This is a genomic window from Buchnera aphidicola (Tetraneura ulmi) (genome assembly GCF_964058925.1).
In the GTDB taxonomy this organism is placed as follows: Bacteria; Pseudomonadota; Gammaproteobacteria; order Enterobacterales; family Enterobacteriaceae; genus Buchnera_D; species Buchnera_D aphidicola_B.
Map to the genome: position 1 here is coordinate 194582 of NZ_OZ060366.1, position 13141 is coordinate 207722.

General features: G+C 23.3%; 8 protein-coding genes. 4 read left to right on the forward strand and 4 right to left on the reverse strand.

All coding sequences use genetic code 11. From position 1 onward, the window contains the following. Window positions 1-187 precede the first annotated feature (187 nt). From secA to lpdA, 4 genes are all read left to right on the forward strand, one after another. Entirely contained in the window at window positions 188-2788 is a 2601-nt protein-coding gene (secA, locus tag AB4W66_RS00890; protein ID WP_367675019.1) for a preprotein translocase subunit SecA, read from the forward strand. A 717-nt stretch (window positions 2789-3505) separates the two neighbouring features. Further along, entirely contained in the window at window positions 3506-6169 is a 2664-nt protein-coding gene (gene aceE, locus AB4W66_RS00895; RefSeq protein WP_367675020.1) for a pyruvate dehydrogenase (acetyl-transferring), homodimeric type, read from the forward strand. Window positions 6170-6182: 13 nt separating this feature from the next. After that, window positions 6183-7427: a 2-oxo acid dehydrogenase subunit E2 gene (locus AB4W66_RS00900; RefSeq protein WP_367675021.1), complete on the forward strand. Its 1245-nt coding sequence runs from the start codon at window positions 6183-6185 to the stop codon at window positions 7425-7427. Between the two features lie 140 nt (window positions 7428-7567). Further along, window positions 7568-8992, forward strand: a complete 1425-nt coding sequence (gene lpdA, locus AB4W66_RS00905) for a dihydrolipoyl dehydrogenase (protein WP_367675022.1) — start codon at window positions 7568-7570, stop codon at window positions 8990-8992. A 427-nt stretch (window positions 8993-9419) separates the two neighbouring features. Here lpdA and AB4W66_RS00910 read toward each other — a convergent pair whose 3' ends face one another. The 4 genes from AB4W66_RS00910 to ftsA all read right to left on the reverse strand — a co-directional run bounded on the left by AB4W66_RS00910 (window position 9420) and on the right by ftsA (window position 13021). After that, window positions 9420-10031: a 5'-methylthioadenosine/adenosylhomocysteine nucleosidase gene (locus AB4W66_RS00910; protein WP_367675076.1), complete on the reverse strand. Its 612-nt coding sequence runs from the start codon at window positions 10029-10031 to the stop codon at window positions 9420-9422. A gap of 122 nt (window positions 10032-10153) precedes the next feature. Then, a complete protein-coding gene (erpA, locus tag AB4W66_RS00915) occupies window positions 10154-10495 on the reverse strand; it encodes an iron-sulfur cluster insertion protein ErpA (protein ID WP_367675023.1) in 342 nt (113 codons plus the stop codon). A 76-nt stretch (window positions 10496-10571) separates the two neighbouring features. Then, window positions 10572-11702, reverse strand: a complete 1131-nt coding sequence (gene ftsZ, locus AB4W66_RS00920) for a cell division protein FtsZ (protein ID WP_367675024.1) — start codon at window positions 11700-11702, stop codon at window positions 10572-10574. 53 nt (window positions 11703-11755) lie between these two features. Next, the gene (gene ftsA, locus AB4W66_RS00925) at window positions 11756-13021 is read right to left on the reverse strand and encodes a cell division protein FtsA (protein WP_367675025.1); all 1266 of its coding nucleotides are present in this window, start codon (window positions 13019-13021) and stop codon (window positions 11756-11758) included. Window positions 13022-13141: the final 120 nt, after the last annotated feature.

The following is a 13141-nucleotide window of genomic DNA, read 5'->3' on the forward strand; positions in this document are numbered from 1 at the left end:
TATTTTATAAATATTTTTTTATATTTTTTTGAAATTGAATAATTTTATTATTTAGTATTTTTGTGATTAAAGTGTCAAATATTTATTTTTTTTATTAAATAGTTTTAAATTTAATTTAATTTTTTATTAATAAATAATTATTTTTATTGAATTTATAAAAATGTATTTATACGAATGAGAATACAATATGTTAATTAATTTTTTTAAAAAGATTCTTTTTAATCGAAATAACAAAATTTTTACAGAAATTGAAAATATCGTTGATTTAATCAATTCAATGGAAAACAATTTTAAGCTTTTATCAGATAAAGAACTACAAGAAAAAACAAAAGAATTTAAACACCGTATAAAATATGAAAATTTTTCTCTTAGTGAATTACTTCCAGAATCATATGCAACGGTACGGGAAGCAAGTCGTAGAATATTTGGGATGAGACATTTTGATGTTCAATTAATGGGAGGCATTGTATTAAATAAAAATTGTATAGCTGAAATGAAAACAGGAGAAGGAAAGACATTAACTTCTACTTTACCTATTTATTTAAATGCATTACAAGAAAAAGGTGTTCATGTAGTTACTATGAATGATTATTTAGCTGAACGAGATGCTAATAAAAATAAACTGTTATTTGAGTTTTTAGGATTAAGTGTAGGAATTAATTTACCAAATTTATCTAATGAGTTAAAAAAAAAAGCTTATAAATGTGATATAACATATGGGACTAATCATGAATATGGATTTGATTATTTGAGAGATAACATGGTTTATTCTAAGGAAGAACGAGTACAAAGGAAATTGTTTTATGCATTGATAGATGAAGTGGATTCAATTTTAATAGATGAATCTCGTACTCCTTTAATTATATCAGGTCCAATTGAAGAAGATTTAGAAATATATTCTAAAATAAATAAACTTGTTTCTGTTTTATTAAAACAAAAAAAGGAAGATTCTGAAAAATTTTTAGGATCAGGTGACTATTTTGTAGACGAAAAATTTCGTCAAATACATTTAACTGAAAGAGGTTTAACAAGGATTGAAAAATTATTATTAGAAGAAAAAATAATAAATAAAAATGAAATTTTGTATTCAGAAAAAAATATTATATTAATACAATACATACTATCTGCATTAAAAGCAAATGAATTATTTATAAAAAATATAGATTATGTTGTAAACAATAATAAAATTATCATTATTGATGAACATACTGGAAGAATGATGCATGGAAGAAGATGGTCTGAGGGATTGCATCAAGCGATAGAAGCAAAAGAAAACGTTGAAATAAAATGTGAAAATCAAACTTTAGCATCAATAACTTTTCAGAATTATTTCCGTTTATATGAAAAATTGTCTGGAATGACTGGGACAGCATCTACAGAATCTTTTGAATTTAATTCTATTTATAATTTGAAAACTATTACAATTCCCACCAATCGTCCAATGATTAGAAAAGACCTTCCAGATTTGATATATGCAACTGAAGAAGAAAAAATAAATGCAATAATTGAAGATATAAAAAGATGTGTTAAAAAAAAACAACCTGTTTTGGTTGGAACTGTATCAATTGAAAAATCTGAATTTATTTCTAAAAAATTAAAAAAATTAAAAATACAACATAATGTTTTAAATGCGAAATTTCATTCTACAGAAGCTGAAATTATTGCTAAAGCTGGTATTTTAGGAGCTGTTACAATAGCTACAAATATGGCAGGTAGGGGAACAGACATAGTTTTAGGAGGAAATTTAAATTGTTTTTCTTCTAAAAAGAAAAGTAATTCTAATTTTAATAAAAATATTATAAAAAAATGGAATAAAAATCATAAAAGAGTTCTATTATCTGGAGGTTTACATATTATTGGTACAGAGAGACACGAATCTAGGAGGATAGATAATCAATTAAGAGGTAGATCTGGTCGTCAGGGGGATATTGGTTCTTCTAGATTTTATTTATCGATGCAAGATTCTTTAATACGTATTTTTTCATCAGAAAAATTAATTTTTTTTATGAGAAAATTAGGAATGAAAAAAGGAGATCCAATTGAACATCGTTGGGTTTCTAAAGCAGTAAAACAAGCGCAGAGAAAAGTAGAAAACATAAATTTTCTTTATAGAAAACAATTATTAGAATATGATGATGTAATGAATTCTCAAAGAAAAATTATTTATAATTATAGAAAAGAAATAATTGATCTTCCAAAAATTAGAAATATTATTATTAAGATAATTAAAGATGTTTTATTAGAAGTAATTAGTTTTTATTATTATTCTTCTTCTAAAAAAGAAATTTTGAAATTTAATAAGTTGATTCTTCATTTAAAAAACGATTTCATTTTAGAATCTTCAATTTTTAATTGGATAAATTGCAATAAAAAACTAGAAAAAAATAGTTTTTCTTCTATTTTAATCGATCTTTGTATTAATTATTATTTAAATTTAATAAAATTAAATTTCTTTAAAATTTTTAAAAAGTATGAAAAATTTGTTGTTTTATCAATTTTAGATTCTTTTTGGAAGGAACATTTGTTTGCTATGGATAGTTTAAGACAGGGTATACAATTAAGATCTTATGCTCAAAAAGATCCAAAACAAGAATATAAAAGAGAATCTTTTTTTTTATTTTGTTCAATGATTCATGAACTTAAGTATGAGATTGTTTCCTTTCTATTTCAAAATAAAGATTCTAGTTTAAACTTTAATATTGGTAAAAGTTGTGGTAATTTTTTTAAAAGGATAAATAATAGAAATTATTCTAATTTTTATTCTATTTTAAGAAAAAAATTTTTTTGAGTATTTTTTGGATTTAAAAATAAAAATTATTTTTTTATAATATTTATTTTAATTTATTTTAATTTTTTTTAGTTTTTTTTATTTTTAAATTTAAGTTTTTTTTTGAAAAAAGTAATATTTTTAAAATAATTAATTTTTTGGTTTTAATTTTATTTTATAAATTTATTTTTTTTTAAGAAAAAATTTTTAATTCTTAAAAAATTAAAAATGTTATAAATTTTTTGTAATTTTATTTTTTTATTTAAATTTCAAAAAAATATAAAATTTTTATAGAAAAACTTTAATGAATAGAATTTTTAATAGTTTTTTAAAATAAACATATTTTTTTTAAAAAATTTTTTTTTAAAATTATAAATATTAATCATTTTTATGTATTTTGATTTAATTTTTTAGTTTTTTAAAATTTTTTTAAAGAACTAAAAAAATTTTTAAGTATTATATATAAAATTTATATTTTTTACAATAAAGAATAATTTAATTATTAAATTTTTTTTTAAAAATTCATATTTTTAATAAAATTTAAAGATTTTTAATAGTTGTTCTTTTTAAAAATTTATTGAATACTGTGGTTTAAGAGGTTTAAAATTCTTTAATTTTTATAGTTTTGAGATTTTTAAAAAACATTCTCAAAAAAAGAAAAAATATATTTTTTTAAAATTTTAATAATTGTTTTTTAATTTATTAAAAATTTTTAAATTTTAGTAAGGAATTTCAAATATGTTAGAGCAAGAAAATAATGATATCGATCAAGTTGAAACTCATGAATGGTTAGATTCTATTGAATCAGTTATTAAAGAATCAGGATTGGATCGAGCAAAATTTTTATTAGATAAAATACAATTATTTTCAAATACAGTAGGAAGAAATTTTTTTCAGACTAAAAAAAATCAAGATTATATTAATAGTATTCCTTTATCAGAAGAATTTAAATACCCAGGAGATATTGATTTAGAAAAAAAAATTCATTCTGCTGTTTGTTGGAATTCTATAATTATGGTTCTTCGTGCTTATAGAAAAAAAATGGATTTAGGAGGTCATATTTCTTCTTTTCAATCTTCTTCAACTATTTATGAAGTTTGTTTTAATCATTTTTTTAGAGGTAGAAATGATTTAGATGGTGGAGATTTTATATATTTTCAAGGTCATATTTCTCCTGGAATTTATTCTAGAGCTTTTTTAGAAGGGAGATTGACTAAAAAACAATTAAATAATTTTAGACAAGAAATTAGTGGTTTTGGTTTATCTTCTTATCCTCATCCAAAATTAATGCCAAAATTTTGGCAATTCCCAACTGTTTCAATGGGTTTAGGACCTATTTGTTCAATTTATCAAGCAAAATTTTTAAAATATTTAAAATATAGAAATATTAAGGATACTTCTAAACAAAAAGTATATGCTTTTATAGGTGATGGAGAAATGGATGAACCTGAATCAAGAGGAGCGTTATCAATCGCATCTAGAGAGCAATTAGACAATTTAATTTTTGTTATTAATTGCAATTTACAAAGGTTAGATGGACCTGTTTTCGGGAATGGGAAAATTATAAATGAATTGGAAAATATTTTTATAGGTTCGGGATGGGAAGTTATAAAAGTAATATGGGGTAGTGGATGGGATGATTTATTAAATAGAGATACTACAGGGATGTTAGTTAGATTAATGAATGAAACAGTAGATGGTGATTATCAAAATTTTAGATCAAAGAATGGAAATTACATTCGTAAAAATTTTTTTGGAAAATACAAGGAAACTTTATCTTTAGTAGAAAATATGAGTGATGAAGATATCTGGAATTTAAAAAGAGGAGGTCATGATCTAAAAAAGATATATACTGCTTTCAAAAAAGCAATGAACGTACGTAAAAAACCAGTTGTAATTTTATTTCATACAATAAAAGGTTATGGAATAGGAAATATAGCAGAAGGAAAAAATATAGCACATCAAATAAAACATTTTAATATGGATACTTTGATGTATATCAGAAATCGTTTTAAAATTCCATTAACAAAAACTGAAGTTGAGAAGCTTTCTTATGTTTCATTTGTTTCTAATTCTAGAGAATACAAGTATATTCAAGAAAAAAGAAAAAAATTAGGTGGTTTTTTACCATTAAGATGTTCTAATTCAGATTCTTCAATTTTTATTCCAGAATTAGAGGATTTTAAATCTTTATTAATAAAACAGAAAAAAGATATTTCAACTACAATTGCTTTTGTTAGATTTTTAAATATTTTATTAAGAAACAAAAAAATAAAAAATAATATTGTTCCAATAGTAGCAGATGAAGCTAGGACTTTTGGTATGGAAGGTTTATTTAGAAAAATAGGAATTTATAATTTCCGTGGTCAAAAATATATTCCTCAAGATAATGAACAACTTTTTTATTATAAAGAAGAAAAAAAAGGACAAATTTTACAAGAAGGTATAAATGAATTAGGTGCATCAGCATCGTGGTTGGCAGCAGCTACTTCATATAGTTCTAATAATTTACCAATGATTCCATTTTATATATACTATTCGATGTTCGGATTTCAAAGAACAGGAGATTTATTTTGGGCGGCTGGAGATCAACAAGCGCGTGGTTTTTTAATTGGAGCAACTTCTGGTAGGACTACTTTGAATGGTGAAGGATTACAACATCAAGATGGACATAGTCATATTTATTCTTCTACAATTCCTAATTGTATTTCATACGACCCTTCGTATGCATATGAATTAGCTATTATTCTACAAGATGGTTTAAGAAGAATGTATGGTTCAAAACAAGAAAATATATTTTTTTATATAACTACTTTGAATGAAAAGTATTCTATGCCTTCCATGCCTAAAGATTGTTATGAAGGAATTTGTAAAGGCATTTATAAATTAGAAACCTGGTCAGGGAATTTAGGTAGAATACAATTATTAGGTTCAGGAGCGATTTTAGAAAGTATTAGGTTAGCAGCTAAAATTTTAAGTACAGATTTTAATATTTCTTCTGATGTGTATAGTGTAACTTCTTTTACCGAACTTGCAAGAAATGGACAAGATTGTGAACGTTGGAATATGATTCATCCAGAACAAAAAAAGAAAATCCCTTTTTTAAAAAAAATTATGAATGATTCACCTGCTATTGCTTCAACGGATTACGTAAAATTGTTTGCTGAACAAATTCGTGGATATATACCTACTAAAAATTACAAAGTTTTAGGAACTGATGGATTTGGTCGTTCTGATAGTAGAGAAAACCTTAGAAATTATTTTGAAGTTGATGCATTACATATAGTCGTAGCAGCATTGTTTGAACTTTCTAAATTAGGGAAGGTTAGTGTAAATTTAGTTTCACAAGTTATCAATAAATTTAAAATAAATATTAATAAAGATAATCCAAGATTGTCTTAACAGGAAAAATATAATGGATATTACTGAAATTAAAATACCAGATATAGGATCAGAATCTGTAGAAGTAACAGAAATCTTGGTAAATGTTGGAGATCGAATAAAGAAAGAAGATAGTTTGTTAGTTGTAGAAGGACAAAAAACTTCTATGGAAATTCCTTCTCCTGTTTCTGGAATAATAAATAAAATTAATGTAAATATCGGTGATATGGTAAAAACTTCTACTTTAGTTATGTTTATAGAAGTAGAATGTGTTAATAATAATAAAAAACAGTTGAAGGAGAAATATATTGATTTTTTTGAAATGTCTAAAAATAAAGATACTTTTTTAAAAAAAAAAAAAGATACACTAAATATTTTTGAGAAAAAAAATATATATACTAGTCCAATAGTTCGTCGTTTAGCAAGAATTAATGATATTGATTTATCAAAGATAAAAGGAACTGGACCTAAAAATAGAATTTTAAAATCGGATTTATTAAAAATTATTTTAGAAAGAGAAAAAGGTTTAATTGCTTCACAAGTAGATCAGACGAAAAAAATAAATAATTTTAATTTTTCTAATTTAGATTTTAATAAAATTAAAATAAGTAAAATTCAAAAAAATATCAATATTAATTTATTAAATTCTTGGAAAAATATTCCTCATGTTACCCAATTTGATGAAGTTGATGTTACGGAATTAGAAGATTTTAGGAAAAAATATAATTTAAAATCGATAAATAAAGAAAAAAAAATAACGATTTTATCTTTTATTGTCAAAACTTTATTTATTTCATTGAAAGAATTTCCATTATTAAATAGCTCTTTATCAGAGGATGGTGATTATATTTTTTTAAAGAAGAAAATAAACATTGGAATTGCTGTAGATACTGACAATGGATTAGTAGTTCCTGTATTAAAAAATTTAAAAAATAAAAATATTGTAGAAATATCTGAAGAAATAGTTAATTTTTCAAAAAATTCTAAATTAGGAAAGTTATTGTTTTCTGATCTTCAAGATGGAACTTTTACAGTAACTAGTTTAGGAAGTATAGGTGGGACAGCTTTTACTCCGATTATAAATCCACCAGAAGTTGGGATTTTAGGTTTATCTAGATGTATTATAAAACCAATTTGGAATCATGATAAGTTTATTCCTAGAGTTATATTACCATTTTCTTTATCATATGATCATCAAATTATTAATGGTGCATATGCTTGTCGTTTTACTAATTTTTTTAAAAAAAATATAAATGATATTAGATTTTTATTAATGTAACAAAATAAAGAACAGAAAGATATATTTAATTTTTTTATTTTAAATGTTAAGTTTTTGTTGAATTATTAATAATAATTTTATTATTAAAAAATATATATTTTTTAGTATTTATTTTAATTTATTTTTATATAGGTGATTTAATGTATAAAAAAATTGATACAGAAGTTGTTGTAATAGGTTCAGGACCTGCTGGGTATTCAGCTGCGTTTCGTTGTGCAGATTTAGGATTAAAAACTATATTAGTAGAACGTTATAGTAGTTTAGGAGGAGTATGTCTAAATGTAGGTTGTATTCCATCAAAATCATTATTAGAAGTTTCAAAAATTATTTCAAAAACTAAAACTGCAAAAGAGAAAGGAATTTTTTTTGAAAAACCTAAAATAGATTTATCAAATGTTAATGAGTGGAAAAATAGTATAGTTAATCGTTTATCTAATGGTTTATCTAATTTAGCTAAAAAAAGGAAGATTCAAGTTATACAAGGAAAAGCTTTTTTTACATCTAAAAATTCCATTGAAATTAAGGGTTGTAATGATAATATAATTGTTAAATTTAGTTATTCAATTATTGCTACTGGATCTAGACCTATAGATTTATCTATCTTGTCTTTTTCTAATGATTCTAGAATTTGGAATTCTACTAATGCATTAAATATTACAAAGATTCCTAGTCGTTTATTAATTGTTGGTGCTGGAGCAATTGGTTTAGAGATGGCTACATTATATAGTTCTTTTGGTTCTAGCGTAGACGTAGTTGATACAAGTAATGAACTTTTTTCATTTTTAGATAGTGATATTGTTTCTGTTTTCGAAAATAGAATTCAAAATAAATTTAATATATTTTTAGAAACTTCTATTTTAGAAGTAAATTTTGAATCACATGGAATAAAAATTTTATTTTTAAATAAAAATAGTTCATCTAAAAATTATAAAGCATATGATGCTATATTAGTTGCAATTGGTAGAAAACCCAATAGCGAAAAATTAAATTTAAGAGAAATTGGTATAGAAGTTGATAAAATTGGTTTTATAAAAGTAAATAATCAAATGCAAACAACAATTTCTAATATATTTTCTGTAGGAGATGTGACGGGTTATCCGATGTTAGCTCATAAAGGAATGCATCAAGCACATATTGCTGCAGAAGTAATATCAGGTAAATCCCATTTTTTCGATACCAAAATTATTCCTTCTATAATTTATACAGATCCAGAAATAGGTTGGGTAGGTTTAAGTGAGAAAGAAGCTTTGTCTTTTGGAATTGATTGTAGATCAGTTGTTTTACCATGGAATATTTTAGGAAAAGCGATATTACAAGATTCTGAATTTGGGAAAACTAAATTAATTTTTGATAAAAAAACTAATAAAATAATAGGTGGTATTGTCGTTGGAGTTAACGCAGGAGAATTATTAGGGGAAATAGGATTATCTATTGAAATGGGTTGTGATTCTGAAGATATTTCTTTAACTATTCATTCTCATCCAACTATATATGAATCAATTGGATTATCTGCACAGATGTTTAATGGAACGATAACTGATTTATTTGTTTCAAACAAAAAATAGAAAAATTAAATTTTTTTAGTTTTCATTTAAAATCGATTATTGTTTTTTTATTTAATTAAAATTATTTATTTTTTTTTATGATTTTAAATTTTTTTTATTTTTTTACTTTTTTTATTAATTTTAAATTATTTTTATAATTTTATTTAGTTTTATTAAATGAAATACTTGATACTTGTTAGTATATATATAAGGATATTTTTTTTAAATAAACAATAAAATTAATTTTTTATTTTTAGAATATAAAATAAAAAAAATATTTCTTTTTTGTTTTTTTTATTTTTTTATTTTTTTAATAAAAATAAGATATTTTAAATATATAGTTTTAGTTTTTTTAAATTTATTTATTTTGATTAAATTTTTTTTATTTTCAATTAAAAAGATTTTTTAAAAAATATTTATTTTTTTTAGATTAAATACTTACATTTATTTAAAAAATTATTTTTAGTATTGATGTTACTATTAAAAAAATAATTTTACTTGATTTATTAATAAAATTTTTAAAGTCATAATTGCTATTTTCATTAGCTTTGTCAGATATGATTCTAATTGATATTAATGGAATGTGTAATACATAGCATACATGAGCTACAGCAGCACATTCCATATCAATTGCAATAGATTTTGGAAAAAAACTTTTTATTTTCTTGTTTTTTTTATTTGTTCCAACAAATGTATCTCCACTAATGATTAATCCTTCTAAAAAATTATATTTTTTTTTATACATCATTGATTTAATTTTTTTTGTGTACGATTCATCTGTTTTAAAAAAAATTGGACAATTAGGTATTTGTCCAATGTTATAATTAAAAGTTCTTAAATCAACATCAAAATAACTTATTTTTTTTGCAATTGCGAAATCTCCAGGATTTAATTTTTTAGTTAAAGAACCAGCTGTTCCAATATTTAAGATTAGATTTGGTTTGTATATATGAATAAGTAATGTTGTAGCAATTGCCGAAAAAACTTTTCCAATATTTGATTTTAAGATTATAATCTTAGTGGTGTTAATTTTTCCTATATAAAACTTATAGTTATAAATTTTTTTTTTTTTATTTTAATTTTTGTTTTTAGAGTTTTTATTTCTTCTTCCATTGCTCCAATAATTCCAATTTTCATTTTTTTTCCTGGTTATTTAATGAAATGTAATTTTATTTAAATTATTTAAATATTAAAGGATGATCCACAACTACAAGTGTTTTTAGCATTAGGATTTAAAATAACAAATTTAGAACCCTCTAAATTTTCAGTAAAATCTATTTTTCCACCAGTAATATACTGTATAGTAATTGGATCTATAATTAATGAAATTCCTAATTTTTTAATTACGATATCGTCTTCATTAGTTTTTGATTCAAAGATAAATTTATATTGAAAACCTGAACAACCTCCTCCTAAAATGTAAATTCTTAATTTATTTTTTTTTTTATTATTTTTTTTAATTATTTCTTGTATTTTTAAAGCTGCTTGTTTAGTAATATTAATTAAAATGTCTTTTTGTTTCATTTTTTTTATTTTTTTTAATTAGTTAATTTTTCTATTTTAAAAATAGTAATTAGAAATAGGAATTCTTATATAAACATTATTTTCCTTTTTTTCTTAAAAAAGTAGGAATATCTAGGTAGTTTAATGATCTGTTGAAATTAAAATTAGGCTCGTTTTTTGTTTTTTCTGGGTTTTTTAAGTTTTTATATCTATAACTATTAATAAATATCTCTTTTTTATTTTTTTCTCTTTGTATGTCTTCGTTTTCTAATTTGTATATAGAAATTCCAGTAGCTACAACAGTAACTCTAAGTGAATCATTTATTTCTGGATCTAAAGAAGTTCCAATTACTACAGTTGCATTATCTGAAGAAAAAGATCGAATAGTATTTCCAACAGCTTCAAATTCATCTAATCTTAAGTCAAATCCTGCTGTAATGTTTACTAATACTCCTTTAGCACCAGATAAATCAATATCTTCTAGTAAAGGACTAGAAACTGCAATTGCTGCTGCTTCTTCAGCTCTATTTTCTCCTGAAGAAATTCCAGAACCCATCATAGCGTATCCCATTTCTGACATGACTGTTCTTACGTCTGCAAAATCTACATTCATAAGTCCAGGTCTAGTAATTAATTCAGCAATTCCTTGAACAGCCCCCTTTAGAACGTTATTTGCTGCACTAAAGGCATCAAGTAAAGAAATTCCTCTTGATAATACTTTTAATAACTTATCATTTGGAATTGTTATTAGAGAATCAACATTTTTAGATAATTCGTTAAGTCCTAATTCGGCACAATCCATTCTTTTTTTTCCTTCAAAATGGAAAGGTTTTGTTACGACAGCTACAGTTAAAATGCCCAATTCTTTTGCTATTTCTGCTATTACTGGAGCAGCTCCAGTTCCGGTTCCTCCTCCCATTCCTGCAGCTATAAATACCATATCTGAACCTTCTAAACAAGATTGGATTGTTTCTTTATCTTCTTCTGCAGAAGTACGACCTATTTCTGGATTAGCGCCAGCTCCTAACCCCTTTGTTATGTTGTTTCCTATTTGAATAGTTTGTGCTACTTCAATTTTTCTTAATGCTTGAACATCTGTATTAACAGAAAAAAATTGTACTCCTTCAATTTTTTCTCGTATCATGTACTCTACAGCATTACCTCCACCTCCTCCTACACCAATGACTTTTATTACAGCATTACTACTTTGTTCTACTGATTCAAACATTTTTTTTCCTTATTTTAAAATAAATTTATAATTTTTTAAAAAAAAGTAATATTTTAAAATTTGTTTTTTATCCAATTGTTAATTTTTTTAAAATAAACAGAAAATATATTTTTTTTTTTTAGATGTTTATTTTTTTTAAGTTTTTCCATATATATCTTTTTTCCGAAGTGCAGCAATCCAATAGCTGTTGAATAGTTTGGGTCATTTATGTTTTTTGTTATTCCAGTAATTTTTTTTGGAAATCCAATTCTTACTTTTTTATTGAAAATTTTTTCAGCACACTTAGATACATTCTTCATCTTAGAACCACCTCCTGTTAGAACTATTCCAGACAACAGTTGGTATTTGGATCCATTTTTTTTTAATTTTCTTTGTAGAGAAATAATTTCTTGGTTTACTAATTCAAATAATTCTGAGCATCTTGGTTCGATAATTTCGATTAATTTATCTTTTTTTATTTTTTTGTTTTGTGTTCCTGCAATGTCAGTAGTTAAAATTTTTTCTTTATTTTTTTTATTTGAATTTATTGCTTTTCCATATAGTGTTTTTATATTTTCTGCATTTATTTGAGAAGTAGAAAAGGCGTATGCAATATCATTAGTAATTGTATTTCCAGCATAAGGGATAACTTGACTATGTTTAAGAATTCCAGCTATATAAATTATTATATCCATAGTTCCTCCTCCAATATCAATTAAACATACTCCTAAATTTTTTTCTTCTTCAGTAAGAACAGCTTCGCTAGAAGCTAAACCAGAAAAAATTAATTGATTAACCTTTAACCCAAATTTTTCTATATATTTTATTAAATTTTGTTCTATTTTTTTATGACAAGTAATTAAATGTACTTCAGCTTTCATTCTTATTCCAGATAAACCAGTAGGATTTTTTATTCCAGTTTGTTGATCAATTTGATATTCTTGTGGTAATACATGTAAAATATAATGTTCATTGTAAATTTGAACTGATTTTGCAATAAATATTACATTTTTTATATCTTCTTCGTTTACTTTTCCTTGATTAATAGGAACTATTCCAATTTCATTTTGACAGTTGATATCTTTACTCGATAAAGATAGATGTACTGAAGAAATACGACATTTAGACATAATTTCAGCTTGTTGAATAGACTTTTTTATGCATTTTATTATTGATTCTAAATCGTTTACTGAACCGTTTTTAATACCTTTGGATGAACAATTCCCTATTCCAATTATGTTGATTAATCCATCAGTTAATATTTCTCCTACTAAAGTAGTTACCTTCGTTGTTCCTATATCAATTCCGAACACTAATTTTTTTTTTGTTGTCGAAATCATTATTTCCTTAGCCTATTTTTATTTTTTTATAGTAATTTTTTATTAATGTTTTTATTTTTTTCTAAAAATTTTTTTTATAGAAAATAAGTAGTGGATTAAATATTAATATTACAAAAAAAA

What these genes read in the sequence shown, in the direction of transcription:
- lpdA (WP_367675022.1), top strand. Translation starts at nt 7,568, where the DNA reads ATGTATAAAAAAATTGATACAGAAGTTGTTGTAATAGGTTCAGGACCT.
- AB4W66_RS00900 (WP_367675021.1), top strand. Translation starts at nt 6,183, where the DNA reads ATGGATATTACTGAAATTAAAATACCAGATATAGGATCAGAATCTGTA.
- ftsA (WP_367675025.1), bottom strand. Translation starts at nt 13,021, where the DNA reads ATGATTTCGACAACAAAAAAAAAATTAGTGTTCGGAATTGATATAGGA.
- ftsZ (WP_367675024.1), bottom strand. Translation starts at nt 11,702, where the DNA reads ATGTTTGAATCAGTAGAACAAAGTAGTAATGCTGTAATAAAAGTCATT.
- secA (WP_367675019.1), top strand. Translation starts at nt 188, where the DNA reads ATGTTAATTAATTTTTTTAAAAAGATTCTTTTTAATCGAAATAACAAA.
- erpA (WP_367675023.1), bottom strand. Translation starts at nt 10,495, where the DNA reads ATGAAACAAAAAGACATTTTAATTAATATTACTAAACAAGCAGCTTTA.
- aceE (WP_367675020.1), top strand. Translation starts at nt 3,506, where the DNA reads ATGTTAGAGCAAGAAAATAATGATATCGATCAAGTTGAAACTCATGAA.